24 protein-coding genes are annotated in these 24,511 nt (G+C 66.5%); 16 read left to right on the forward strand and 8 right to left on the reverse strand.

The annotated features are described in order from the left end of the window. Positions 1 to 29 precede the first annotated feature (29 nt). The 7 genes from QFZ54_RS02450 (at position 30) to QFZ54_RS02480 (ending at position 10,476) form a co-directional block, all read left to right on the forward strand. A complete protein-coding gene (locus QFZ54_RS02450) occupies positions 30 to 2,078 on the forward strand; it encodes a M13 family metallopeptidase (RefSeq protein ID WP_307084093.1) in 2,049 nt (682 codons plus the stop codon). 487 nt (positions 2,079 to 2,565) lie between these two features. Further along, the gene (locus QFZ54_RS02455) at positions 2,566 to 4,947 is read left to right on the forward strand and encodes a hybrid sensor histidine kinase/response regulator (RefSeq protein WP_307084095.1); all 2,382 of its coding nucleotides are present in this window, start codon (positions 2,566 to 2,568) and stop codon (positions 4,945 to 4,947) included. A gap of 59 nt (positions 4,948 to 5,006) precedes the next feature. Then, entirely contained in the window at positions 5,007 to 5,357 is a 351-nt protein-coding gene (locus QFZ54_RS02460) for a response regulator (protein WP_056062573.1), read from the forward strand. Positions 5,358 to 5,686: 329 nt separating this feature from the next. Next, positions 5,687 to 7,408 (forward strand): dihydroxy-acid dehydratase, encoded by a 1,722-nt coding sequence (ilvD, locus tag QFZ54_RS02465; protein WP_307084097.1) that lies wholly within the window; start codon positions 5,687 to 5,689, stop codon positions 7,406 to 7,408. A 19-nt stretch (positions 7,409 to 7,427) separates the two neighbouring features. Continuing rightward, positions 7,428 to 7,784 carry a hypothetical protein gene (locus QFZ54_RS02470; protein ID WP_307084099.1) on the forward strand — a complete coding sequence of 119 codons (357 nt, stop codon included), beginning with the start codon at positions 7,428 to 7,430 and terminating at the stop codon, positions 7,782 to 7,784. Next, entirely contained in the window at positions 7,781 to 9,265 is a 1,485-nt protein-coding gene (locus tag QFZ54_RS02475; protein ID WP_307084101.1) for an NAD(P)H-hydrate dehydratase, read from the forward strand. The genes QFZ54_RS02470 and QFZ54_RS02475 overlap by 4 nt, the downstream gene beginning before the upstream one ends. After that, a complete protein-coding gene (locus QFZ54_RS02480) occupies positions 9,262 to 10,476 on the forward strand; it encodes a class I SAM-dependent RNA methyltransferase (protein WP_307084103.1) in 1,215 nt (404 codons plus the stop codon). The genes QFZ54_RS02475 and QFZ54_RS02480 overlap by 4 nt, the downstream gene beginning before the upstream one ends. A gap of 55 nt (positions 10,477 to 10,531) precedes the next feature. Here QFZ54_RS02480 and truA read toward each other — a convergent pair whose 3' ends face one another. Both truA and fmt read right to left on the reverse strand, forming a co-directional pair. Beyond that, positions 10,532 to 11,290, reverse strand: coding sequence for a tRNA pseudouridine(38-40) synthase TruA (gene truA / locus QFZ54_RS02485; protein ID WP_307084105.1), 759 nt, complete (start codon positions 11,288 to 11,290; stop codon positions 10,532 to 10,534). Continuing rightward, a complete protein-coding gene (fmt, locus tag QFZ54_RS02490) occupies positions 11,287 to 12,213 on the reverse strand; it encodes a methionyl-tRNA formyltransferase (RefSeq protein WP_307084107.1) in 927 nt (308 codons plus the stop codon). Before fmt ends, truA begins: the two co-directional genes overlap by 4 nt. A 52-nt stretch (positions 12,214 to 12,265) precedes the next feature. On the opposite strand from fmt, the gene recR reads away from it, so the two are divergent. From recR to rmuC, 3 genes are all read left to right on the forward strand, one after another. Next, a complete protein-coding gene (recR, locus tag QFZ54_RS02495) occupies positions 12,266 to 12,862 on the forward strand; it encodes a recombination mediator RecR (protein ID WP_307089232.1) in 597 nt (198 codons plus the stop codon). A 55-nt stretch (positions 12,863 to 12,917) separates the two neighbouring features. After that, the gene (gene def / locus QFZ54_RS02500) at positions 12,918 to 13,442 is read left to right on the forward strand and encodes a peptide deformylase (protein WP_307084110.1); all 525 of its coding nucleotides are present in this window, start codon (positions 12,918 to 12,920) and stop codon (positions 13,440 to 13,442) included. A gap of 437 nt (positions 13,443 to 13,879) precedes the next feature. Further along, positions 13,880 to 15,331 (forward strand): DNA recombination protein RmuC, encoded by a 1,452-nt coding sequence (gene rmuC / locus QFZ54_RS02505; protein ID WP_307084112.1) that lies wholly within the window; start codon positions 13,880 to 13,882, stop codon positions 15,329 to 15,331. Positions 15,332 to 15,734: 403 nt separating this feature from the next. On the opposite strand, the gene rplI is transcribed toward rmuC, so the two are convergent. The 4 genes from rplI to QFZ54_RS02525 form a co-directional block, all read right to left on the reverse strand. Continuing rightward, complete coding sequence (gene rplI, locus QFZ54_RS02510; RefSeq protein ID WP_307084114.1) at positions 15,735 to 16,331, reverse strand: 50S ribosomal protein L9; 597 nt, start codon at positions 16,329 to 16,331, stop codon at positions 15,735 to 15,737. Positions 16,332 to 16,343: 12 nt separating this feature from the next. Continuing rightward, complete coding sequence (gene rpsR, locus QFZ54_RS02515; RefSeq protein ID WP_031393978.1) at positions 16,344 to 16,568, reverse strand: 30S ribosomal protein S18; 225 nt, start codon at positions 16,566 to 16,568, stop codon at positions 16,344 to 16,346. 2 nt (positions 16,569 to 16,570) lie between these two features. Then, a complete protein-coding gene (gene rpsF / locus QFZ54_RS02520) occupies positions 16,571 to 17,005 on the reverse strand; it encodes a 30S ribosomal protein S6 (RefSeq protein ID WP_132739164.1) in 435 nt (144 codons plus the stop codon). A 175-nt stretch (positions 17,006 to 17,180) separates the two neighbouring features. Continuing rightward, the gene (locus tag QFZ54_RS02525) at positions 17,181 to 17,537 is read right to left on the reverse strand and encodes an RcnB family protein (RefSeq protein WP_307084123.1); all 357 of its coding nucleotides are present in this window, start codon (positions 17,535 to 17,537) and stop codon (positions 17,181 to 17,183) included. A 209-nt stretch (positions 17,538 to 17,746) separates the two neighbouring features. Here QFZ54_RS02525 and fabD point away from each other — a divergent pair, with 209 nt between their 5' ends. From fabD to mltG, 6 genes are all read left to right on the forward strand, one after another. Then, positions 17,747 to 18,706: an ACP S-malonyltransferase gene (gene fabD, locus QFZ54_RS02530; protein ID WP_307084125.1), complete on the forward strand. Its 960-nt coding sequence runs from the start codon at positions 17,747 to 17,749 to the stop codon at positions 18,704 to 18,706. Between the two features lie 27 nt (positions 18,707 to 18,733). Further along, the gene (locus tag QFZ54_RS02535; RefSeq protein ID WP_307084127.1) at positions 18,734 to 19,153 is read left to right on the forward strand and encodes a GxxExxY protein; all 420 of its coding nucleotides are present in this window, start codon (positions 18,734 to 18,736) and stop codon (positions 19,151 to 19,153) included. Between the two features lie 11 nt (positions 19,154 to 19,164). After that, a complete protein-coding gene (gene fabG, locus QFZ54_RS02540) occupies positions 19,165 to 19,902 on the forward strand; it encodes a 3-oxoacyl-[acyl-carrier-protein] reductase (protein WP_307084129.1) in 738 nt (245 codons plus the stop codon). Positions 19,903 to 19,979: 77 nt separating this feature from the next. Next, a complete protein-coding gene (locus QFZ54_RS02545; protein WP_031393971.1) occupies positions 19,980 to 20,216 on the forward strand; it encodes an acyl carrier protein in 237 nt (78 codons plus the stop codon). A 121-nt stretch (positions 20,217 to 20,337) separates the two neighbouring features. Next, positions 20,338 to 21,600 carry a beta-ketoacyl-ACP synthase II gene (gene fabF, locus QFZ54_RS02550; protein ID WP_121904024.1) on the forward strand — a complete coding sequence of 421 codons (1,263 nt, stop codon included), beginning with the start codon at positions 20,338 to 20,340 and terminating at the stop codon, positions 21,598 to 21,600. A gap of 98 nt (positions 21,601 to 21,698) precedes the next feature. Continuing rightward, positions 21,699 to 22,667: an endolytic transglycosylase MltG gene (gene mltG / locus QFZ54_RS02555; RefSeq protein WP_307084135.1), complete on the forward strand. Its 969-nt coding sequence runs from the start codon at positions 21,699 to 21,701 to the stop codon at positions 22,665 to 22,667. Positions 22,668 to 22,791: 124 nt separating this feature from the next. Here the strand turns inward: mltG and eda are convergent, their stop codons facing one another. Next, entirely contained in the window at positions 22,792 to 23,400 is a 609-nt protein-coding gene (eda, locus tag QFZ54_RS02560) for a bifunctional 4-hydroxy-2-oxoglutarate aldolase/2-dehydro-3-deoxy-phosphogluconate aldolase (protein WP_120299114.1), read from the reverse strand. Beyond that, a complete protein-coding gene (gene glk / locus QFZ54_RS02565) occupies positions 23,397 to 24,365 on the reverse strand; it encodes a glucokinase (protein WP_307084138.1) in 969 nt (322 codons plus the stop codon). The genes eda and glk overlap by 4 nt, the downstream gene beginning before the upstream one ends. Positions 24,366 to 24,511: the final 146 nt, after the last annotated feature.

Consider the following 24,511-nt stretch of genomic DNA (forward strand, 5'->3'; position numbering starts at 1 on the left):
GTTTGCCTAAGCTTCTCCCGGAGAACCCCATGAAGTCGTTCATCGTCGCCGGCCTTCTCGCCGCCACCGCCATCACTGGCGTCACCGCCGCCATCTCGCAAACGGCTGAGCCGACCCCGCCAGCGCCCGCCACCTCGACCGGCGCCCAGTTCGGAACCTTCGGCTTCGACGAGAAGGGCATGGACAAGACCGTCCAGCCCGGTGACGACTTCTACAATAACGCCAACGGCAACTGGTCCAAGAACACCCCGATCCCCGCCGACAAGTCGAACTACGGCGCGTTCAACCTCCTCTCCGACCTGTCCGAGACGCGCACCCGCGGCATCCTCGACACCGCCGCCAAGGACCCGAACTCGAAGATCGGCCGCGCCTACGCCACCTTCCTCGACACCGGCACGATCGAGGCCAAGGGCCTCGCGCCGATCCGCCCGTGGCTGAAGAAGATCGCCGCACTGACCGACCGTGCGCAATATCCAGCCCTGCTCGCCGAGGCTGACCGCGCCGGCATCGGCGGCCCGTTCGGCGGCGGCGTCGGCCAGGACGACAAGCTCCCTGAGCAATACGCGCTTTCGCTCGGCCAGTCGGGCCTCGGCCTCCCCGATCGCGATTACTACCTCAGCACCGACGCGAAACTGGTCGAGGCACGCAACGCCTACCGTGCGCACATCGTCAAGATGCTGACCCTCGCCGGCGAACCCAATGCCGAGGCGCGCGCCACCGCCTTGCTCGCATTCGAGACCGAGATCGCCAAGGTCAGCTGGACCCGCGTCGATAGCCGCGACGCCACCAAGACCTACAACAAGATGACCGTCGCCGACCTCGCCAAGCGCGCGCCCGGCTTCGATTTCGTCGCCTATTTCAGGGGTATCGGCACGCCCGTCCCGACCGTCATCGTCGCGCAGCCCTCGGCGATCACCGGCATCGCCAAGCTCGTCTCGACCGCGCCGATCGGCGTGCTCAAAGACCAGCTGATCCTGCGCTCGCTCGACGGCTATGCCGACGTCCTCCCCAAGGCGTTCGACGCCGAGCAGTTCGCCTTCTACGGCACCGTCCTCGGCGGCACTCCCGAGCAGGAGGCCCGCTGGAAGCGCGGCGTTCAGTTCACCTCCGGCGCGCTCGATGACGAGGTCAGCAAGCTCTACGTCGCGCAGTATTTCCCGCCCGAGACGAAAGCCGCGGCCGACAAGCTCGTCAAGAACGTGCTCGCCGCAATGGGCCGCCGGATCGACAAGCTCGAATGGATGGCGCCCGAGACGAAGGTGAAGGCGCACGCCAAGCTCGCCGCGTTCACGCCGAAGATCGGCTATCCCAGCCAGTGGAAGGATTTCTCCGGCCTGACGATCACGTCGGGCGATGCATTCGGCAACGAGTGGCGCGCGAACGAATGGCAGCATCAGGACAATATCTCCAAGCTCGGCAAACCCTTGCAGCACTGGGAATGGGGCATGACGCCGATGACGGTGAACGCCTATGCCAATTTCGGCATGGTCGAGATCGTCTTCCCCGCCGCGATCCTGCAGCCGCCGTTCTTCGATCCGAAGGCCGACGACGCGGTCAATTACGGTGGCATCGGCGCGGTGATCGGCCACGAGCTGAGCCATCATTTCGACGACCAGGGCTCGAAATATGACGCGAAGGGCCAGCTCACCGACTGGTGGACGGCGAAGGACATCGCCGGCTTCAACGCGCTCACCGGCAAGCTCGGCGCGCAGTACGACGCGTACGAGCCGTTGCCCGGCATGCACGTGAAGGGGCAACTCACGATGGGCGAGAACATCGCCGATCTCGCGGGTCTGACGGTAGCGTACGACGCCTACCACACCGCGCTCGGCGGTAAGACCGCGCCGGTGCTCGACGGCTTCACGGGCGACCAGCGTTTCTACCTCGGCTGGGCGCAGGTCTGGCGCCGCAACTACCGCGAAGCCAACCTTCGCAACCGGTTGCTGACCGACCCTCACTCGCCGTCGCAGCAGCGCGCGTGGGTCGTGCGGAACCTCGACCCCTGGTACGCGGCGTACAAGCCGACCGCTGGGCAGAAGCTGTACCTTACCCCGGAACAGCGCGTTCGGATCTGGTAACCCGTTCGCGAACTGGAGGAATGCGCCCAAGTCTGCCCAACCCCAACGGTCTCCCCTCCCTGAAAGGGAGGGGCAGGGGGTGGGTAGGCCGCTTGGGAAGCACGACGTTCGCCAACAAGCCGACCCACCCCCAACCCCTCCCTTCCAGGGAGGGGAGTAGAATATCGCGTCGCCCCGCTCGGCGGCGATACCTCGGTTCCCCCGCGAAAGCGGGGGGCCAGGAATCACGAACGCTGCCGCCCGTAACCCTGGACCCCCGCCTCCGCGGGGGAACAGGAGGGGGCGAGGTGTACGTATCGAAGCCACCACCCCGGCAAAGGCCGGGGTCCAGTTGGGGGACGGTGCTGACGACGGACGGCGCTTCGTTACGACCACCTTTCCACTTGGGCCCCGGCCTTCGCCGGGGTGGTGCAATTACAGACGCACTCCCCAACACCACCGCATCCCGCTTGACGCCTAACCCCGCAACAGCGGATGACCCCCCGCGATGGCATCGTTCGCTTTACCCACCCCCGCCCGCAACGCGGCACTCGTCGCCGCCACCTCGGCGATCGCCGCCGCCGCGATCGTGCTGCTGCTCGTCGGCAGCTGGATCGCCGCCGCCGGTTTCTTCGCCGCCGCCGTCATCGTCGTCGGCGCGTTGATCGCCTGGCGCCTGGTCAATCCCGTCGCCAAGGACACGCTCCGCCCGGTCGACTGGGACCTCACCCGCACCGTCGCCGAAGCCGGTACCGACGCGCTCGCGATCACCGATCGCGCCGGGCGGCTCGTCTGCGCCAACGACGCCTACGAAGCGCTGTTCGAAGGCTTTCCCACGCCCCCCGACCTGCCGCTCGACGAAGCCGGCAACGCAGCACTCGCCGACGCCGGCCGCGTGGCCTGGCGCGACGGCAGCGCGCAAGTCGATCGCCTCAACGCCCGCAACCTCTGCCTCTCCGCGCAGATCGCCCGCGCCGGCGACGATGCCGACATGCTCGTCTGGCGCTTCGTCACCGCGCAGGAGCACGACCTCGCCGAAACCCTCGCCGCACTGCTGACCGGCCCGACCGGAGACCGGCTCGGCGGCAGCGGTATCATGGCCGCGTTGCTGTCGCCCGACGGTCGCATCCACACCGCCAACCGTGTGCTACGCGCCAGAGCGTGCGGCGACGAATACGACTCGATCGAAGGCCGCGACTTCGCGCGCTTCCTCATCACCGACAGCCGCGGTCTGGTCCGCTTCGAACGCGAAGGGCTCGAAGGCACGCCGCTGCGCGTCCTCCAGATCCCGTTCCTCGACGGCGACGACGCCCCCGTACTGATCGCGCTACTCGACGAGGAGGAGAACGCCCCGGCGCTCGGTGCCAGTGCTTCCGCACATGTTCGCAGCCTGGTCAGCATGATGCCGTTCGGGATGGCTCTGGTCGACCGCGACGGCCGCTTTCTCCAGATGAACGATTCGTTCCTGCGCGCGGCGGGGGTCAATTCGGTCGCGCCGCCGCTCTATCCGGGCGATCTCGTCGTCCGCGAGGACAAGGCGGCGGTCGCCGACGCGATACGCAAGTTCGCGAACGGCGCGACGCACTCGGCCGACATGGCGGTCCGTCTCAAGGATCACCCCGACGAGCCGGTCGCGCTCACCATTGCCGGCGCGCGCGGGCTCGGCGACGCGGCCGTCCTGCTCAGCCTCAAGAACAACAGCGAGGAAAGCCGCCTCAAGCGCGAGGTCGCGCAGGCCACCAAGATGCAGGCGGTCGGCCAGCTCGCCGGTGGTGTCGCGCATGACTTCAACAACATCCTGACCGCGATCATCGGCCACTGCGACCTGATGCTGATGCGCCATTCGCCCGGCGACAGCGATTACGACGACATCCAGCAGGTCCGGACCAACTCGAACCGAGCCGCCAGCCTGACGCGCCAGCTGCTCGCCTTCTCGCGCCAGCAGACGCTCCGCCCGCAGATCCTGCAGCTCCCCGACGTCGTCTCCGAAGTCTCGAACCTCCTCAAGCGCCTGATGGGCGAGAACGTCCGTCTCGACATGACGCACGGCCGCAACCTGGGCCCCGTCCGTGCCGATCCCGGCCAGCTCGAGCAGGTGGTCGTCAACCTCGCGGTCAATGCGCGCGACGCGATCGTCTCGGCAAACGCGCGCGGCGGCGGTGTGCTCACGATCACCACCCGCGCGGTGCCCGCATCCGAAGTGCGCGAAATGGCGTCCGATATCCTGCCCGTCGCGGACTATACCGCGCTGATCGTCCAGGACACCGGCACCGGCATCCCGCCCGACGTCCTGCCCAAGATCTTCGAGCCGTTCTTCACGACGAAGGAATTCGGCAAGGGCACCGGGCTCGGCCTTTCCACGGTCTATGGCATCGTCAAACAGTCCGGCGGCTACATCTTTGCGGACAGCAAGCCGGGGCAGGGCGCGACCTTCTCGATGTACCTGCCGGTCCATTCGGCCCCCGCCGCGACCCGTCCCTTGGCCGTCAAGCCGACGCCGAAGCCCGTCGACCTGTGGGGTACGGGCACGATCCTGCTGGTCGAGGACGAGGACATGGTCCGCGCAGTCGCCGAACGTGCGCTCACGCGGCAGGGCTACACCGTGCTTACGGCCGAAAACGGCGAGAACGCATTGGACGTGCTGGAGAGGCACGGCCGCCCCGATCTGCTCATCAGCGACGTCGTCATGCCGCATATGGACGGCCCGACGATGGTTCGACATGCGCGCGACAAATTCCCCGACCTGCCGATCTTGTTCATGTCGGGCTATGCCGAGGAGCAACTCCGCAAGTCGATCGACCTCGACAACGTCGCGTTCCTGCCCAAACCCTTCTCGGTTCAGGAACTTGCCGAAGCGGCACGAGACGTGCTCGCAGCGCGCCGAGACTAAGCCAGGGGGACTCGAACAAGATGTTGGCAAGTCGTAACAATCCCGACTATGCGTCAGGCATGACCGCTACCCAGCAGATCCTCATCGTCGAGGACGAACCGTTGATCGCCATGATGCTCGAGGATTTCCTTGAGGTGTTGGACAAGGGAGTCGCCGGCTCCGTCGACACCGTGGCCGACGCGTTGAAGCGGATCGAAGAGGGCGGCGTAGACGGCGCGATCCTCGACGTGAACCTGCGCGGTGGTGAAAAGAGCACGGCCGTCGCCGAAGCGCTCGCCGCCAGGGGCGTCCCCTTCGTCTTCGCCACCGGCGGCGGCGACGACGGCGTAGCACCAGAATTCCGCGACCGCCCGCGCCTGCAAAAGCCCTTCACCATGGACGGCGTAGCAAAGGCCCTCGAAGGCCTCTAATCTCTGTCAACGGAACGCCGATGCGCGCCCTTCTGCCCCCCTCCCTGAAAGGGAGGGGCCGGTGGTGGGTAGGCCGCTTGGGGAGGATGACGTCCGCCAACAGGCCAACCCACCCCCAACCCCTCCCTTCCAGGGAGGGGAGCACCTCCCGTCATTCCCGCGGAGGCGGGAACCCATACCGGCAGGGCTCACCATCAAGATCGCTGACCGTTGCCATTCTGGATCCCCGCCTGCGCGGGGATGACGACCTCGATCGCGGTCCTCCCACCCCCAAAATTAAACGCAACTCTCTTGCGCAAATACCCCCTCCCGCGACATAGGCGTTCGCCATGACCCGCACATTCGATAAATCACGCCTGCCGAGCCGCCACGTCTCTGTCGGCCCCGAACGCGCCCCGCACCGCAGCTATTACTATGCGATGGGCCTCGACGAGGAGCAGATCGCGCGGCCGTTCGTCGCGCTCGCCTCCGCCGGCAACAATTCCGCGCCCTGCAACACCACGCTCGATGCGCAGGCCGATGCCGCGCAGGCGGGCGTCATCCAGGGTGGCGGCATGCCGCGCCGGTTCAACACCATCACCGTCACCGACGGCATCGCGATGGGCCATCAGGGGATGAAGGCCAGCCTCGTCAGCCGCGAAGTCATCGCCGACTCGGTCGAACTCTCGGTTCGCGGCCATTGCTACGACGCGCTCGTCGGGTTCGCCGGTTGCGACAAATCCTTGCCCGGCATGATGATGGCGATGCTCCGCCTCAACATCCCGAGCGTGTTCGTCTATGGCGGCTCGATCCTGCCCGGCCGCTATCAGGACCGCGACGTCACCGTCGTCGACGTGTTCGAGATCGTCGGCAAATACGCCGCCGGCGCGTGCCCGCTGTCCGAAGTCCATGCGATCGAGAAGGTCGCTTGTCCCGGCCACGGCGCATGCGGCGGGCAATACACCGCCAACACGATGGCCTGCGTTGCCGAGGCGATCGGTTTGTCGATCCCGAACAGCAACATGGTGCCCGCACCTTACACCACGCGCGAACAGATTGCGGTGGCGGCCGGCGCGCAGGTCATGGATTGCCTCGCCGACAATATCCGCCCGCGCGATATCTGCACGCGCGAGGCGTTTATCAACGCCGCGCGCGTCGTCGCCGCGACCGGCGGCTCGACCAACGCCGCGTTGCATCTGCCGGCGATGGCGTCCGAGGCCGGCATCGAATTCGACCTGTTCGACGTCGCCGAGATCTTCAAGACAACGCCTTACATCGCGGACCTCAAGCCCGGTGGTAAGTATGTGGCGAAGGATATGTACGAGGCCGGCGGTGTCTACATGCTGATGAAGACGATGCTCGCGGGTGGGTTCCTCAACGGCGATTGCCTGACCGTGACGGGCAAGTCGCTCGGCGAGAATATCGACCAGGTGACGTGGAACCCCGACCAGAAAGTCATCTACGACATCAAGACCCCGCTGACGCCGACCGGCGGCGTGGTCGGCCTGCGCGGCAGCCTCGCGCCGGAAGGCGCGATCGTGAAGGTCGCGGGCATGCATCGCCTCCAGTTCTCCGGCCCGGCCCGCGTCTTCGATTGCGAGGAAGACACCTTCGCCGCCGTCGAAAACCGCGAGATCAACGAAGGCGAAGTCATCGTCATCCGCTACGAAGGGCCAAAAGGCGGCCCAGGCATGCGCGAGATGCTGTCGACCACCGCCGCGCTCTACGGCCTCGGGATGGGCGAGAGCGTCGCGCTGATCACCGACGGGCGCTTCTCCGGCGGCACGCGCGGCTTCTGCATCGGCCATGTCGGCCCCGAAGCCGCTGACGGCGGCCCGATCGCATTGGTCGAGAATGGCGACATCATCCACATCGACGCCGAGGCCGGAACGATCGACCTCGACGTTCCCGAGGACGTAATGGCCACGCGCCGTGCCGCCTGGGTGCCGCGCACCAACGATTACGGCTCGGGCGCATTGTGGCGCTATGCGAAGACCGTCGGCCCGGCCTACAAGGGTGCCGTCACGCACCCCGGAGCCGCAGCCGAAACCCATGTCTACGCGGATATCTAAGCGAATACCGGCGCTTGCGGTGCTTTTCTCGCTTCCGCTTGCAGCATGCGGGCGAGAGAAGCCGGCCAGCGCGCAGGTCGAGGCGCAGCGGCGCAGCGAGACCGCGGGCGACATCCGGATTGCCTGCGCGCGAGGCGACTCCGCGTTCGCGTCGGCCTGCACGATCGAGCAGACGCAGGGCAGGGATGGCCTTATCCTGACCGTCCGCCACCCCGATGGCGCGTTCCGTCGGTTGCTGGTGACGCAGGACGGTCGCGGTGTGGTCGCGGCGGACGGCGCCGAGGTCGCCAAGGTCACGATCACCGGCGCGGACGGCATTGAGGTCGCGCTGGGCAGCGACCGCTACCGCCTTCCGGCAACCGTCAAGACGTCATGATCGACATCGAAGGCCAGCCCATCCTCACCGCCGCCGAAATGCGCGCAGCGGAAGACGCAGTAATCGCCTGCGGCGTCTCGGTCGAGACGTTGATGAACCGCGCCGGCACCGCGATCGCGCACGTGGTCCGCCGGTTGGCGGGTGTGAACGAGGTGCTGATCCTCTGCGGCCCCGGCAACAACGGCGGCGACGGCTATGTCGCCGCGCGTGTGCTGGCGGAGATGGGCGCGACAGTCCGCGTCGCGGCGCTGTCGAAACCGAAGACGGCTGCGGCGAAGTCGGCGAGGGCAGGGTGGTCCGGCGTGGTCGAAACGCTGGCGGAGGCAAAGCCTGCCCCAATCATAGTCGACGCGCTGTTCGGCACCGGCCTGACCCGACCGCTCGATGCCGAACCAGTCCCCACCCTAAGCCGTTCCCCCGCGGACGCGGGGGCCCAGCTGAGTTCCAAGGGCTATCCGGACGGCTTACTCTGCGCCCCCGCTTCCGCGGGGGAACAGACTGTTGTCGGGCGCCTCCATTTCCTAGCCAATGCCGCCCAGCTCCGCATCGCCGTCGATCTCCCCAGTGGACTCGGCACCGACTCCGGCCAAGCCCTCAGCAAACCGCCAGTATTCAACCTTACCTTAGCCCTCGGCGCGGTAAAACCCGCTCACCTCCTCCAACCCGCAGCCCGCTACTGCGGCCACATCCGCCTCCTCGACATCGGCGTTCCCACCACCAGCCAAGCCGAAGTCCTGAAACCGCCAACCCTCGCAAACCCCGGCCCGGACGCCCACAAATACACCCGAGGCATGCTCGCGGTCATCGCCGGCATCATGTCCGGCGCATCCGACCTCGCAGCCCTCGCCGCGATGCGCGCCGGAGCCGGCTACGTAACCCTGCTCGGCGACACCGCAGGCCCGCCCCACGCCCTCGTCCGCACGCCATTCTCCGACCACGCGCTCGCCAACGACCGCATCGGCGCGCTTGTGATCGGCCCCGGCCTCGGCCGCGACGGCATCGCCAGGAGCCGTCTCGAAGCGGCACTGACCTCAAACCACCCGCTGATCATCGACGGCGACGCCCTCCGCCTCCTAGACCCGGAGCGTATCAAAGCGCTGAAGGTCCCCGTCATCCTCACCCCCCATGCCGGCGAGTTCGACGCGCTCTTCGGCAAATCCGACGCCGATAAGATCACGCGAGCGCGAGAAGCAGCCGTCCTCACGAACGCCGTCGTCGTCTTCAAGGGCGCCGACACCGTCATCGCCGCACCCGACGGCCGCGTCCGCATCGCACAGGGCGCCAGCGACTGGCTCTCCACCGCCGGCACCGGCGACGTCCTCGCCGGCGCGATCGGCGCGATGCTTGCCGCCGGGCTCGATCCACTCGACGCAGCGTGCGCCGGAGTGTGGCTCCACGGTGACGCTGCCCGCCGATTGGGGCCCGCATTCATCGCCGACGACTTGGCGGAAGCGCTCCGGTCCGCCAGAGGGGCGCTATGACCTCCGACACACCTAACACCATTATCCGCGTCGCAGCCCGCGGCGACGGCATGACCGCCGACGGACGCCACGCCGCCTTCGCCGCGCCTGGCGACACGCTCGCCGCCGACGGCACCGTGATCCCCGGCCCGCACCACCAGACGCCCCCCTGCGTGCATTTCCCGACCTGTGGCGGTTGCCAGCTCCAGCATCTCGACGACCAGGCCTATGCCGAGTTCGTCACCGACCGCATCGCGTCGGCGCTCGACGGCCAGGACCTGTCCGCCCCGATCCGCACCCCACACATTTCCCCCGAACGCAGCCGCCGCCGCGCGACGCTCCACGCCGAGGGCAAGGGGGGCAAGATCACGCTCGGCTTCACCGCCGAAAAGGCGCACACGATTGTCGACATCAAGGAATGCTGGATCCTAGATCCGCGCCTGTTCGCGCTCGTCCAGCCGCTCCGCCAGTTGCTCAAGCGTCTCAATTTCCGTCGCCGCGCGGACATCCACCTGACGCTAGCCGACCAGGGCGCGGACATCCTGATCACCGGGTTCGCTCCCGAAGGCCTCCCCGCCGCCGAAGCGCTCACCAGATTCTGCGAGGACCACAAGATCGCCCGGGTCGCGTTCGACGACGGCCTCGGCCCTGAGACGCGGTGGGAGCCCGATTCGGTCACGATCACGCTGGGCGGCGTGCCCGTACCGCTCCCGCCCGCGTCGTTCCTGCAGGCAACGCCCGACGGCGAAGCCGCGCTCACCGCCGCGGTCCTCGAAGCGATCGGCAAACCCGCGACGGTCGCCGACCTGTTCGCCGGCCTCGGCACCTTCACGCTCGCGATCCCGGCCAAGGTCTACGCGGCCGAAGGCGCACGCGATGCGCTGGGTTCGCTCAAGGCGGCCGCGCACCGCACCCAGCGCCCGGTCTACCCCGAGCACCGCGACCTCTATCGCCGCCCGCTGACTGTCGCCGAACTCGACCGCTTCGACGCGGTAGTGATCGACCCGCCACGCTCCGGCGCGCGCGAACAGGCGACCGCGCTGGCGGAATGCAAGACGCCGGTGATCGTCTATGTCTCGTGCAACCCGGCCAGCTTCGCGCGTGATGCGAAGGAGCTGTGCGATGCCGGCTGGCGGATCGACTGGGTCCAGCCGGTCGGCCAGTTTCGCTGGTCGACCCATGTGGAATTGGCGGCGAAGTTCGTCCGCGACACTCCCCAACCGTCATCCTGACGAAAGTCAGGACCCAGGGTACCGAACGCTGCGCCCCGTTACTCTGGGTCCCGGATCAAGTCCGGGATGACGGAGAAGGGTACAAGGCACTCACGAAGAACAACCCATCGGGCGGCGCGTTCAACCCCAGCATCGCCCGATCCCTCGCCTCAAGCGCCGCGGCTACATCGCGAACCGCCCAACGCCCCATACCCACCAGCGCCAAGCATCCGACCATCGACCGCACCTGATGATGCAGGAACGACCGCGCGGCGGCATAGACGAAAAGCCGCTCCCCCTCCCGCACCACCTCCAGCCGGTCCAAAGTCCGCACCGGACTATCCGCCTGGCAATGCGCAGACCGGAACGTCGTAAAGTCATGCCGCCCGACCAGCGCCCCCGCAGCCTCCGCCATCGCCCCCGCATCCAACGGCTGAGGCACCTGCCACGCCAGCCCCGCCTCGAACGTCAACGGCGCGCGCCGGTTGACGATCCGGTACTCATACGACCGCCCGACACACGAAAACCGCGCATGCCAATCGTCGTCGACCACCTCGCACGCCAGCACCGACACCGGCGCGGGCTTCACCAGCGCGTTCAGCCCCTCCATCAACCGAAACGCCGCGAGTGGCTTTTCGATATCGACATGTGCGCGCATCGCCATTCCGTGCACGCCCGCATCGGTCCGCCCCGCCGCCTGCACCGACGCCGTCTCGCCGGTCATCTTCAGCACCGCCGCCTCCAGCGCCGCCTGCACGCTCGGCCCATGCTTCTGCCGCTGCCAGCCCATGAACGGCCGCCCGTCGAACTCCACCGTCAACGCGAACCGCGTCAAAGCTGCGTCCCCGACGGGATCGCAAACCCACGCAGCAATTCCGTGGTCGAGGTCACCCCGCGCCCCGCCCGCTGCACCAAGGTCGGCCGGATCGCCCCGTCGCCGCACCCGATCGTCAGCTCGGCATTGACCGTCAGCCCCTCGCAACCGAGAAACGAGAACGGCAGCACGTCCGCCGCCAGCACCTTCACGCGTTCGCCTGCATGCTCGAACCACGCCCCCGGCGCCGGGTTCATCGCGCGCACCAGCCGCTCGACTTCGACCGCCGACCGCTCGAAATCGATCCGTGCCTCCGCCTTCTCGATCTTGGCCGCATAGGTGACGCCCTCCTCGGGCTGCGGCCGGGCAGGGTAGGCGTCGAGATCGCCCAGCACCTCGACCATCAGCCGAGCCCCCATCGCCGACAACTCGGCGGTCAGATCGCCCGCGGTCTTCCCCACGATCGGCGTCCGCCCCTCGAGCCGCACCGGCCCGGTATCTAGTCCCGCCTCCATCTGCATGATCCCGACGCCCGTCTCGGCATCCCCCGCGAGGATAGCCCGCTGCACCGGCGCCGCCCCCCGCCACCGCGGCAACAACGACCCATGCACGTTCAGGCAGCCGAACCGAGGCGCCTCCAGCACCGCGCGCGGCAGAATAAGACCATACGCCGCAACGACCGCCACATCCGCGTTCAAGGCGGCAAACGCCTCGCGAGCCTCTAGTCCCTCCGACAGAGACGCCTTGAACGACACCGGCGTCCGCACCTCGATCCCAAGCGCCTCGGCCCTAACCTGCACCGGTGACGGCACCAGCTCGCGCCCGCGCCGCCCGCCCGGTCGCGCCGGCTGGCAATACGCCGCCACCACGTCATGCCCCGCCGCGACGAGGGCCTCCAGCACCGGCACCGCGAAGTCCGGCGTTCCCATGAAGATGATCCGCATGGCCCTCTCGAACACGCTGGCGGGGAGCCGCGCAACCCCCTATCTGTTCCATATGGCATCCCCCGAGATCGAGGCGCTGACGCAGGCGCTGGCCCGGCTCCCCGGCCTCGGCCCCCGGTCCGCACGTCGCGCCGTGCTGCATCTGCTCAAGAAGCGCGACGCGGCGCTGGGGCCGTTGCGCGAGGCGCTGACCGCGGTCGACGAGCGGCTGGAGAATTGCTCGGTCTGCGGCAACGTCGACACCACCAACCCCTGCGCGATCTGCGCCGACCCGCGCCGCGACCAGCGATCGCTGTGCGTGGTCGAGGAAGTGGCCGATCTCTGGGCACTCGATCGCTCGCGGCTGTTCCCCGGCCGTTTCCACGTCCTCGGCGGCCGCCTGTCCGCGCTCGAAGGCATCCGCCCCGAGGATCTCAGCATCGACAGCCTCGTCCGCCGCATCGAAGCCGGCGGCATCGACGAAGTCGTCCTCGCGATGAACGCCACGCTCGAGGGCCAGACCACCGCGCACTACATCGCCGAGCGCATCGAACGCTTCCCCGTCCGCGTGACCCAGCTCGCGCACGGCCTGCCGGTAGGGGGCGAGCTCGACTATCTCGACGAGGGCACGCTCGCCCAGGCGTTAAGGGCAAGGCGGCCAATGGCCTGAGCGCCAGCGACCCCAATGGCTTGACGCACCCCCGCGCGGAACCTAGCTGCGCAGGATGACCGTCATGACCGTTCTCGAAGTCCCCGATCCCCGCCTGCGCCTTGTCGCCGAGCCGGTGGAGACGGTCGACGACTCCATCCGCACGCTCGTCGCCGACATGATCGAGACGATGTACGACTTCAACGGCATCGGCCTCGCAGCCACCCAGGTCGGCGTCCAGAAGCGCGTCCTCGTCATCGATCTCCAGGAGGAGAAGGACGAGGAAGACAAGCCGATCAAGAACCCCAAGGCGTACATCAACGCCGAGATCCTGTCGGTCAGCGACGAGGTCTCCACCTACAACGAGGGCTGTCTCTCGATCCCCGAGCAATATGCCGAGGTCGCACGGCCGGCGCGGTGTCGCGTGAAGTGGCTCGACGAGACCGGCGCGGCGCATGAGGAAGATTTCGACGGCCTACTGTCGACGTGCATGCAGCATGAGATCGATCATCTCGACGGCGTGCTGTTCATCGACCACATCAGCCGCCTGAAGCGCGACATGGTGATGAAGAAGCTGGCGAAGATGCGCAAGCTGGGGTGAGGGGGCTCGGGTGATGCGACTGTATAGCGACCCGCTCGCCTAGCTAGCGACCACCCCGGCGAAGGCCGGGGCCCAATTGGGGGACATCGCCAACTGAGCGCAGGCTCTCGTCACTGCAACCTTTCCAATTGGGCCCCGGCCTCCGCCGGGGTGGTATATTTTAGCGGGTACTGACTCTCTGGAGTTCGCCCCCACCCCAGTTCCCCCGCGAAGGCGGGGGCCCAGGACCACGAACGCCCCCGCCCGTAACCCTGGGCTCCTGCCTTCGCAGCAGACAATATTCCGATTGTCCTACATCAACCGTTCGACGTATGTTCCACGCATGACGTCTCCATCCCCCTCCCAAACCCGCACGCTCACGCGCCCATTTCCCCCCCAGGGAATGCTACGCCAGCGTCTATACTTCCTATACTTCACTCCCATTCCGGTGGCGCAAAATGGCTGAGTTCGCCATCATCGCCGTCCTCGCGCTAGCCGCCGGCATCCTCCTAGGCTGGCTCCTGGCCTCCCGCCGAGCCGCCACCCTAGCCAGCGAACTCGCCGTCGCGCAGACCAAGGTCGCCGACGCCGACCTCATCCGCACCGCGCGCGACGCCGTCGAACGCGAACGCAACGCCGCGATGCAGGACCTCGCCACGCTCCGCGCGCAGAACGCCGAGCGCGCCACCGACACCGATCGTCTCCGCCTCGATCTCGCGACGATCCGTACCGACCGCGACGCCGCCCGCACCGAAATCGCCACGCTGAAAGCCCAAGGCGAGGCATTCGAAGCGCGCCTGCTCGAACTCCGCGAGGCGAAGGACGTCATGGCCGCGCAGTTCGGCGACGTCGCCAACAAGCTACTCAGCGACGCGCAGAAGACCTTCCTCGAACGCGCCGACGCCCGCTTCCGCCAGTCCGAGGAATCCGCCGGCCTCAACCTGAAATCGATGCTCCAACCGGTCAGCGATCGCCTGCAACGCTACGAAGAAGGCGTCGCCAAGGTCGAAGCCGAGCGCCGCGACGCGTTCGGCGACCTGAAGGGCCAGATCGAACAGATGCGCCTCGGCCAGGAAAAAGTCTCCACGGAAGCCGCTAAGCTCGTCAACTCGCTCCGCAACGCCCCCAAGTCGCGCGGCCGCTGGGGCGAGCAGCAGCTCAAGAACGTCCTCGAAACCTGCGGGCTCAGCGAACACACCGACTTCCAGACCGAGGTCTCGGTCGCAGTCGGCGACGACGGCGCCCGCCTCCGCCCCGACGCGATCATCCGCGTCCCCGGTGGCCGGGCGCTGGTGATCGACGCGAAGGTCTCACTCAACGCCTACCAGGACGCCTTCGGCGCAGTCGACGACGCCGAACGCCTGATCGGACTCGCCGCGCACGCCGCATCCATGCGCGCCCACGTCAATGGCCTCGGCAACAAGGCCTATTGGAGCCAGTTCGCCGACACGCCCGACTACGTCATCATGTTCGTCCCCGGCGAACACTTCCTGTCTGCGGCGCTCGAACACGACCCGACACTCTGGGACTTCGCGTTCGAAAAGCGCGTGCTGCTGGCAACTCCGACCAACCTGATCGCGATCGCCCGCACCGTGGCCGCGGTATGGCGCCAAGAGAAACTCGCCAACGAAGCACGGAAGATCGGAGAACTCGGCAAGGAAATGCACGACCGCCTCGCCAAGGTCGCTGACGACCTGCGGAAAGTCGGCGTCGGCCTCAACAGCGCGGTGAAGAACTTCAACGGCTTCACCAACTCGTTCAATAGTCGATTGATGGGCACGGGCCGAAAATTTCGCGATCTGAATATCGAGACGGGCCCACGCGATCTTGAGGACGTGCCGCTGGTAGAAGCGCTAGCGCTAGGCGAGGGGCCGGCACTGATCGAGAAGCCAGAAAACGTCGAAAGCTGACCTTCCAATACCACCACCCCGGCGAAGGCCGGGGCCCAGTTGGGGGACGCGAATGATGGACGCTGCGATCCGTTACTCTAGCTTTCCCAACTGGGCCCCGGCCTTCGCCGGGGAGGTAGGAAGGTAGCGTTACTTGTCTCCCAAAAACCGATCGGTACAAAATTCGTTCACCTCTCGGAAACCTTTCCCAACGCCGCGCATTAACCTCGGCAACACCCCCTCGAAGAGTCACTCGGCCATGAAAACCCTAGTCCCCGTCCTCTGCGCCCTGATCCCCTTCGCCGCCATGATCGGCGCCTGCGTCACCTGCCCCTGATAACCGTCGCGCAGACACAAACGAAAAGGCCCGCCCGGATCACTCCGGGCGGGCCTTCCTGTATCGGCTAGAAGGGAAGCGAAGGGATCAACCCTGCGCCTCTTCCTCCTGGTCGCGCGGTGCTTCGGCGGTCGCGCCGGGCTCTGCGTTCGGATCGTAATCCTCGACGAAGCCAGCCTCGTCGCGCTCGAACATCGACGACATCACGTCGACGCCCGAAGCCTGCATCTCGGCCTCTTCAGGCGAGCGTGCGACGTTGACCTTGACGGACACCGACACTTCAGGATGCAGCGCAACCTTGACGGTATACACGCCGATCGCCTTGATCGGACGATCGAGGACGATCGCCGACTTGCCGACCTTGTGACCGTCGGCCACCAGCGCATCGACCAGATCGCGAACCGCGACCGAACCGTAGAGCTGACCGGTGTTCGACGCCTGACGGATCAGGGTCACGGTCGCGTCGTTGAAGGTCTTCGCTTCGGTCTCGGCATCGCTGCGACGCGATGCGTTGTCCGATTCGATCTTCGCACGGTTCGACTCGAATACCTTGCGGTTCGCGTCGTTCGAACGAAGGGCCTTCTTGTTCGGGAGAAGGAAGTTACGGGCGTAGCCGTCCTTTACCTTAACCACGTCGCCGATGGCGCCGAGCTTCTCGACGCGTTCCAGCAGAATGACGTCCATGGGGAGCCCTCCTTACTTAACGATGTAGGGCAGCAGGCCCAGATGACGCGCACGCTTGATGGCCTGGGCCAGTTCGCGCTGCTTCTTCGCTGCAACAGACGTGATGCGCGAAGGGACGATCTTGCCACGCTCGGACACGAAGCCCTGCAGCAACCGGACATCCTTATAGTCTATCCGGGGAGCATCTTTAGCGGAGAATGGGCAGCTCTTGCGGCGGCGGAAGAATGGACGTGCCATGGTTATTCTGCTCCCTCTTCACGGTCGCGGCGCGGGCCACGATCGGGACGATCGCCACGATCCGGACGGTCGCCACGGCCACCCTCACGGTCGCCACGACGCTCGCGGTCACGATCCTGCTTGCGCATCATCACGGTCGGGCCCTCTTCGAGGGTGTCGACCTTGACCGTCATGTAACGGATGATGTCTTCGTTGATCTGGGTCTGGCGCTCCAGTTCTGCGATCACGCTGCCCGGGGCATCGATCTCGAGCATGACATAGTGCGCCTTGCGGTTCTTGGCGATCTTGTACGCCAGCGAACGCAGGCCCCAGTTCTCGGTCTTTACGACCCGACCTTCGTTGTCGTTCACGATCTTGGTGGCGATTTCCGCCAGTGCGTCCACCTGCGCTTGTGCCAGATCCTGGCGCGCAAGGAACACGTGCTCGTAAAGAGCCATGTCTTGTCCTTCGTCTTGGCCGATCGCTGATACACGCCCCATGCGTGCACCCCTCCGGCTGTCGTCTTAGAAAACGGCGTCTAGAATGCAAACAGGGGCGAGAGACGCGAATCTCTCACCCCGGTTGCAATGGGCCTTAGCCGATTATCCGGCAAAGGCAAGGTTGGCGTTGGGTTTACCGAAACGCGCCGCCACGAACCTGGACCACGTTGCCGCGACCGTTGATCAGGAGCGCGTCGTTGCCCGAGCGAACCCACTGGCTGCCACGCGGCGGGGCGGCGAGGCGATAGTTGCGATACGTCGTGATCACCCGGTAGTTCTGCGCATAGCGGCGATCGAAGCGCTGGCCGGCGCGCCAGTTGCGATACTGGTTCGGGCGGACCACGGTCTTCTTGGTGACGACGGTGCGGCCATTGTTGTTCTGGCGCACGGTGGTCACTTCGCGGCGCTGCTGTGCCTCGGCGGGCGCGGCGGCGAGCAGCGGGCTGGCGACGAGGGTAGCGGCAAGTGCGCTGAGGATGAACTTCTTCATGGGTAATCTCCCGTTTGAAACACGGCGCCGTTTTGCGGCGTCATCCCTAATCTGGGACCGGATTGTCGCAGGTGCATGTCGCAGCCTGCGCGAAATGGTCGCCATTTGTCGCAAACGCGCCGGCTTCGTTCAGGTTCGCGCAGTTGCAACTCGCCGCGCACCTTTCTAGGCCCCGCGCTCAAACGAAGACCCAACTTAGAGGAGAGGTCATGCGCGCGTTCATCTTCCCCGGCCAGGGGAGCCAGTCTGTCGGCATGGGCAAGGCGCTCGCCGACGCCAGTGCCACCGCCCGCGAGGTCTTCGCCGAAGTCGACGAGGCGCTCGGCCAGCATCTGTTTCGCCTGATGAGCGAGGGTCCAGCCGACGACCTGCTCCTCACCGAGAACGCGCAGCCCGCGATCATGGCGAACGCGATCGCCACCCTGCGCGTCGCCGAGAAGGAAGGCGGCATCCGCCTCGCCGACAAGGCCGACTACGTCGCCGGCCACAGCCTCGGCGAATACACCGCCTTGTGCGCCGCTGGTGCGCTCGACCTCTCGACCACCGCGCGCCTCCTGAAACTCCGCGGTCGCGCGATGCAGGCCGCCGTGCCGGTAGGCGAGGGCGCGATGGCCGCGTTGCTCGGCACCGACCTCGAAAAAGCGCAGGTCATCGCCGGCGCCGCCGTCGACGCGATCCTCGGGGAAGGCGGCCCCGAACTGATCTGCACCGTCGCAAACGACAATGATCCGTCGCAAGTCGTCATCTCCGGCCACCGCCTCGCCATCGAAAAGGCGATCACGCTGGCCAAGGACCTCGGCGCCAAGCGTGCGGTATTGTTGCCCGTCTCCGCCCCCTTCCACTGCCCCCTCATGCAGCCCGCCGCCGAAGCGATGGAAGCCGCCCTCCTGGACGCAGACCTCCGCGCGCCTCTGGTCCCGGTCTTCGCCAACGTCGACGCGACCGCGGTCGCCGACCCCGGTGCGATCCGTCACCTGCTGGTGCAGCAGGTCACCGGCATGGTCCGCTGGCGCGAATCGGTGTTGGCGATGCACGCGGCGGGCGTCGAGCACTTCGTCGAATTCGGCGGCAAGGTGCTCAGCCCGATGGTCAAGCGCATCGCCCCTGACGTCGAGACCACTAGCGTCATCACGGTGGACGACATCGAGGAATTCGTGAAGAACATGTGATTCACGCGAAGGCGCAAAGGCGCAAAGATGATGGATCTTGAGGCTGCCGCTTCCGACGTCATTAATGTGTCGCTTCGCCTTCACCGGGAGCTTGGGCCTGGATTGCTTGAAAGCGTCTACGAGACTGTGTTGGCGAGCAAACTCGCCGGTATGGGATATCAGGTCGAGCGGCAACGCTCTGTCTCGATCGATTTCGAGGGACTGCACTTTGATGCCGCGTTTCGCATCGATCTCATCATCGGCAATCGGCTGCTCGTCGAAATCAAATCGGTCGAGCGGCTGAACGCCGCTCACGCAAAGCAACTGCTGACGTATCTGCGACTAACCAAACAGCCCTTGGGGCTGCTGATCAACTTCGGAGGCGAAACGCTGAAGGAGGGGCTCCGCCGGATCGTCAACGGCTACACCCCCTTCGCGCCATCGCGCCTTCGCGTGAACAAAATCTAATGGAGACCAAAATGTTCGACCTCACAGGCATGACCGCCCTAGTCACCGGGGCATCCGGCGGGATCGGGTCCGAGATCGCCAAGGCCCTCGCCGCCCAAGGCGCGCGCCTCGCCGTATCCGGCTCCAACGCCGAAAAACTCGAAGCCTTCCGCGCCAGCCTCGGCGGCGACCACGTCGCGCTCCCCTGCAACCTCTCCGACGCCGCCGCCGTCGACGCCCTCGTCCCCCAAGCAGTCGAGAAGCTCGGCAAGCTCGACATCCTCGTCAACAACGCCGGCGTCACCCGCGACAACCTCGCGATGCGGATGAAGGACGACGAGTGGGACAGCGTCATCCGCGTCAATCTCGAAGCCGCGTTCCGCCTCATGCGCGCCGCCGCCAAGCCGATGATGAAGGCGCGCTTCGGCCGGATGATCTCGGTCACCTCGATCGTCGGCGTCACCGGCAATCCCGGCCAGGCGAACTACGCCGCGTCGAAGGCCGGCCTGATCGGCATGTCGAAATCGATGGCGCAGGAACTCGCCAGCCGCGGCATCACCGTCAATTGCGTCGCGCCCGGCTTCATTACCTCGCCGATGACCGACGCGCTGCCCGAGGCGCAGAAGGCGGCGCTCACCACCAAGATTCCCGCCGGTCGCCTCGGCGAAGGCGCAGACATCGGCGCCGCGATCGTGTATCTCGCGAGCCGTGAAGCCGGCTACGTCACGGGACAAACCGTGCACGTGAACGGCGGGATGGTGATGATCTGAACTTGCGCGCTGAACTGCCGCGTTCTAGGTGCGTTCAGGAAATACCGAAAACCCCCAGATTTGAAGAGGGAACTACCATGAGCGAGACCGCTGACCGCGTGAAGAAGATCGTCGTCGAGCATCTCGGCGTCGAAGCCGACAAGGTGACCGAGGACGCGAGCTTCATCGACGACCTAGGCGCAGACAGCCTCGACATCGTCGAACTCGTCATGGCGTTCGAGGAAGAATTCGGTGTCGAGATCCCCGATGATGCCGCCGAGAAGATCGCAACCGTCAAGGATGCGATCACTTACATCGACGAGCACAAGGCCTGATCAGGGTCTAGGGTTCAAACCTTTGGACCTGCCCTGATGGGTGTGATTTGAGCGGCTCCCCGTCCTTGGGCAAAGAGGGCGGGGAGCCGTTTCGTTTTGAGAGCAGACGGAGTTTGAAGCCATGCGGCGTGTCGTCGTAACCGGGCTAGGCCTGGTCACCCCCCTGGGGGCGGATGTTGAAACGGCCTGGGCGAATATCCTCGCCGGCAAGTCGGGCGCGGGCCCGATCACGCGCTTCGACGCGTCGGATCAGGTGTGCCGCATCGCCTGCGAGGTGAAGCCGGCCGACCACGAGTACGGCTTCGATCCAGGCAAGCGCGTCGACCACAAGGTCCAGCGCCAGGTCGATCCGTTCATCATCTACGGCATCGACGCCGCTGGTCAGGCCTTGGAAGATGCCGGCCTCACCGAGATGACGCTCGAGGAAAGCTGGCGTGCCGGCGTCTCGATCGGCTCGGGTATCGGCGGGCTTCCGGGGATCGAGAGCGAATCGATCGTTCTCCACACCAAGGGCCCGCGTCGCGTCTCGCCGCACTTCGTCCACGGTCGTCTGATCAACCTGATCTCGGGCCAGGTCTCGATCAAATACGGCCTGCGCGGTCCGAATCACGCGGTCGTCACCGCCTGCTCGACCGGCGCGCACGCGATCGGCGATGCCGCGCGGATGATCGCGATGGACGATGCCGACGTGATGCTCGCGGGCGGCGCGGAGGGCACCGTCTGCCCGCTCGGCATCGCCGGGTTCGCGCAGGCACGCGCGCTGTCGACCAATTTCAACGATTCGCCCGAGAAGGCTTCGCGTCCCTACGACAAGGACCGCGACGGCTTCGTGATGGGCGAGGGTGCCGGCGTGCTGGTGCTCGAGGAATATGAGCACGCCAAGGCGCGCGGTGCGAAGATGTATGCCGAGGTGATCGGCTACGGCCTGTCGGGCGACGCGTATCACGTGACCGCGCCGCATCCGGAAGGTGACGGCGCGTTCCGCTCGATGCAGATGGCGATCAAGAAGTCGGGCCTGAAGCTAGAAGACATCGACTACATCAACGCGCACGGCACCTCGACGCCTTTGGGTGACGAGCTCGAATTGGGCGCGGTGCGCCGTTTGTTCGGCGATGCGATCTCGGGTCTGTCGATGTCGTCGACCAAGTCGGCGATTGGCCATCTGCTCGGCGGCGCCGGCGCGGTCGAGAGCATCTTCTGCATCCTGGCGCTGCGCGACCAGATCGTTCCGCCGACGCTGAACCTCGACAATCCGAGTGACAGCTGCGTGGGGGTCGACCTCGTTCCGCACGTGGCGAAGAAGCGCGAAGTCCGTGCGGTGCTGAACAACTCGTTCGGCTTTGGCGGCACGAATGCGTCGCTGGTGATGACGAAGGTCCAGTAATCCTGTTCCCCGGCGAAGGCCGGGGTCCAGTTGGGTGATTGGTGCGATTTATCGGAGGGCCTGCCCAACTGGGCCCCGGCCTCCGCCGGGGAACTATAGTGCGCAAGGTCGGCTGTTTCGGACTCGTCTTAGGCCTGGTGGCGGTCGTCGCGCTGTTCCTGGTCGTCCAAGGCTGGGGCGGCGCGGGGCCAGCGCCGCGCGCATTGTCGGTCCAGGTTCCCCAAGGTTCGAGTTTGGCAGCCGCGGCGGTCGAACTCGAAAAGGCCGGCGCGATCCGGTCCGCCACACGGTTCCGCCTCTACGCGCGCGTGTTCGGCTCGGGTGATCCGATCAAGGCAGGTGAATACCAAATCCCCGCACATGCCAGCCCGTCCGACATCCTGAAACTCATGCAGGGCGGCAAGGTCGTCCAGCGGCTGGTAGTGGTGCCCGAGGGCTATCCCTCTGTCTTGGTCCACGGCGCTCTGATGAAGGCGGAAGGGCTCACCGGGACCGTACCGGTTCCCGCAGAAGGCTCGATCCTCCCCGACAGTTATGCGTTCGAACGCGGCGACACGCGTGCGGCGGTGGTCGCGCAGATGCAGGCGGCGATGAAGGCGTATCTCGCCAAGGCATGGGCGGCGCGCAAGCCCGGCATTGCGGTGACGACGCCAGAACAGGCGATCATCCTCGCCTCGATCGTCGAGAAGGAAACCGGCAAGCCCTCCGAACGCCGCACCGTCGCCGCGGTCTATGGCAATCGCCTGCGCAACGGCATGCCGCTCCAGGCGGACCCGACCGTGATCTACCCGATCACCAAGGGCCGCCCGCTCGGCCGCCGTATCCTGCGCTCCGAACTTCACGCAAAGAACGGCTACAACACCTATGCCGAAGCCGGCCTGCCGATCGGCCCGATCGCCAACCCCGGCCGCGCCTCGATCGACGCGGTGCTCGACCCGGCGCAGACCCAGGCGCTCTACTTCGTAGCAGACGGCACCGGCGGCCACGTGTTCGCGAACACGCTGGCCGAACACAACGCCAACGTGAAGAAATGGTACGCGATCCGCAAAGCCCGCGGCGAGATGTAGTCACCGTCCGGCCCCCCTCCCTGAAAGGGAGGGGTAGGGGGTGGGTCGGTGTGCAATTGCCGACACGCCCGCCAAGCGGCCGACCCACCCCCGGCCCCTCCCTTTCAGGGAGGGGGAAGGAAAGTCACCCCCGCAGCGCGTTAGCCGCGCGCGCCTTGATCTCGATCTCGGCCATCGTCCCGCCGGTCACCCAACTCCCGCCAACGCAAAGCACCGGCTTGAACGCCAGCCATTCGGGTGCGCTCGCTTCGGTAATCCCGCCAGTCGGACAGAAGCTGCATTGATAGAACGGCGCGGCCAGAGCCTTCAGCGCCTTCAACCCGCCATTCGCCTCGGCCGGGAAGAACTTGAAATGCGTCAGTCCCAGGTCGAGCCCCGTCATGATGTCCGCCGCGTTGGCGATCCCCGGCAGGAACGGAATGCCGCTCTCGATGATCGGCGTGGCGAGGCGTTCGGTCAGCCCCGGCGACACGATGAATTCCGCCCCCGCATCGCGGACTTGCGTGAACTGCTGTGTGTTGACGACGGTACCGGCGCCGACGATCGCGCCCGGCACCTTCTTCATCTCGGCGATCGCTTCAAGTGCCGCGCCGGTGCGCAACGTCACCTCGAGCACGCGCAGGCCGCCGGCGACCAGCGCCTCGGCGAGCGGACGGGCGAGCGCGGCGTCTTCGATCACCAGCACCGGGATGACGGCGCTGGTCTGCATGATGTCTGCGATAGTGACGGTCATTGGGTGTGTTCCTGTGCGAAGGCCGCCGCGGCGCCGAACAGGCCGGGCTGGGGATGGGTGATGAGCTTGACGGGCATCGCCGCCATCATCGTCTGGAAACGGCCCTTGGCGACGAAGCGCTGGTCGAAGCCCGAGCGGATCAGGCGGTCCTTGATCCGGAAGCCCAGGCCACCGGCGATCACGACCGCTTTTGCGCCCTGCGCGAGCGCGAGATCGCCCGCGACCGCGCCTAGCGCGAGACAAAATCGGTCGAGCGCCGCGAGTGCGATCGAATCGGTGCCGTCGATCGCCTCCGTCCAGATCGTCCTGTCGTCATGGCTGGGGACCGCGCGGCCCTCCAGGGCGGCAAGTGTTTCGTAGATCGCGACGATGCCAGGTCCCGCGACGACCCGCTCGGCCGAAACGCGCGTGAAAGTATGGCGGAGGCGCTTCAGCAACGCGTCCTCGATCCCGTCGAGCGGGGCAAAGTCCATATGCCCCCCCTCGGTTTCGAGGACCTGATAGCCGTTCTTACGCCGCAGCAGCTGTGCGACGCCGAGCCCGGTGCCCGGGCCGCAGATCGTCGTAATCCCCTCGGAGGGCAGCGGGGTATCTGGCCCGCAAAGATGGATGAAGTCGCTGCTCGGCACCTGCGCGACGGCATGACCGACCGCGCCGAAATCGTTGACGACCACCCACTGGTCCGCCTTCAGCCGCTCGGTGATCAGCGACTTGCGGATGATCCACGGGTTGTTGGTGAGCCGGATGACGTCGTTCGCGACGGGCGACGCGACCGCGATCGCCAGCGCGCGGGGGAGGGGGCGACCGAGGCCCGCCTCGAACGCCTGATACGCGGTCTGGAGCGACGCGTGATCCGCGGTCTTCAGCGTCGCCGGCTCGCCGAGCGAGACGACACGGCCGTTCTCGACCTCGGCGATCGCGAAGCGGGCGTGCGTTCCGCCGATATCTGCCGCTACGATTTCCATGTCATCCTCCGTCCGATTTTATCATTACCGCCACCCCCGTCATCCCAGCGAAAGCTGGGATCTCAAGCCGCATAGTCCGTCCTCGTGGCGCGAGGTCCCGGCTTTCGCCGGGATGACGGGGGTGTGGCTGAGGCGACGGCGGCGTG

It is taken from the genome of Sphingomonas faeni, from assembly GCF_030817315.1.
GTDB classification, from domain to species: domain Bacteria; phylum Pseudomonadota; class Alphaproteobacteria; order Sphingomonadales; family Sphingomonadaceae; genus Sphingomonas; species Sphingomonas faeni_C.

Excerpts from the sequence above, each read along its gene's own strand:
- QFZ54_RS02450 (WP_307084093.1), top strand. The coding sequence starts at position 30 with ATGAAGTCGTTCATCGTCGCCGGCCTTCTCGCCGCCACCGCCATCACT.
- QFZ54_RS02455 (WP_307084095.1), top strand. The coding sequence starts at position 2,566 with ATGGCATCGTTCGCTTTACCCACCCCCGCCCGCAACGCGGCACTCGTC.
- QFZ54_RS02460 (WP_056062573.1), top strand. The coding sequence starts at position 5,007 with ATGACCGCTACCCAGCAGATCCTCATCGTCGAGGACGAACCGTTGATC.
- ilvD (WP_307084097.1), top strand. The coding sequence starts at position 5,687 with ATGACCCGCACATTCGATAAATCACGCCTGCCGAGCCGCCACGTCTCT.
- QFZ54_RS02475 (WP_307084101.1), top strand. The coding sequence starts at position 7,781 with ATGATCGACATCGAAGGCCAGCCCATCCTCACCGCCGCCGAAATGCGC.
- QFZ54_RS02480 (WP_307084103.1), top strand. The coding sequence starts at position 9,262 with ATGACCTCCGACACACCTAACACCATTATCCGCGTCGCAGCCCGCGGC.
- fmt (WP_307084107.1), bottom strand. The coding sequence starts at position 12,213 with ATGCGGATCATCTTCATGGGAACGCCGGACTTCGCGGTGCCGGTGCTG.
- recR (WP_307089232.1), top strand. The coding sequence starts at position 12,266 with ATGGCATCCCCCGAGATCGAGGCGCTGACGCAGGCGCTGGCCCGGCTC.
- def (WP_307084110.1), top strand. The coding sequence starts at position 12,918 with ATGACCGTCATGACCGTTCTCGAAGTCCCCGATCCCCGCCTGCGCCTT.
- rmuC (WP_307084112.1), top strand. The coding sequence starts at position 13,880 with ATGGCTGAGTTCGCCATCATCGCCGTCCTCGCGCTAGCCGCCGGCATC.
- rplI (WP_307084114.1), bottom strand. The coding sequence starts at position 16,331 with ATGGACGTCATTCTGCTGGAACGCGTCGAGAAGCTCGGCGCCATCGGC.
- rpsR (WP_031393978.1), bottom strand. The coding sequence starts at position 16,568 with ATGGCACGTCCATTCTTCCGCCGCCGCAAGAGCTGCCCATTCTCCGCT.
- rpsF (WP_132739164.1), bottom strand. The coding sequence starts at position 17,005 with ATGGCTCTTTACGAGCACGTGTTCCTTGCGCGCCAGGATCTGGCACAA.
- QFZ54_RS02525 (WP_307084123.1), bottom strand. The coding sequence starts at position 17,537 with ATGAAGAAGTTCATCCTCAGCGCACTTGCCGCTACCCTCGTCGCCAGC.
- fabD (WP_307084125.1), top strand. The coding sequence starts at position 17,747 with ATGCGCGCGTTCATCTTCCCCGGCCAGGGGAGCCAGTCTGTCGGCATG.
- QFZ54_RS02535 (WP_307084127.1), top strand. The coding sequence starts at position 18,734 with ATGATGGATCTTGAGGCTGCCGCTTCCGACGTCATTAATGTGTCGCTT.
- fabG (WP_307084129.1), top strand. The coding sequence starts at position 19,165 with ATGTTCGACCTCACAGGCATGACCGCCCTAGTCACCGGGGCATCCGGC.
- QFZ54_RS02545 (WP_031393971.1), top strand. The coding sequence starts at position 19,980 with ATGAGCGAGACCGCTGACCGCGTGAAGAAGATCGTCGTCGAGCATCTC.
- fabF (WP_121904024.1), top strand. The coding sequence starts at position 20,338 with ATGCGGCGTGTCGTCGTAACCGGGCTAGGCCTGGTCACCCCCCTGGGG.
- eda (WP_120299114.1), bottom strand. The coding sequence starts at position 23,400 with ATGACCGTCACTATCGCAGACATCATGCAGACCAGCGCCGTCATCCCG.
- glk (WP_307084138.1), bottom strand. The coding sequence starts at position 24,365 with ATGGAAATCGTAGCGGCAGATATCGGCGGAACGCACGCCCGCTTCGCG.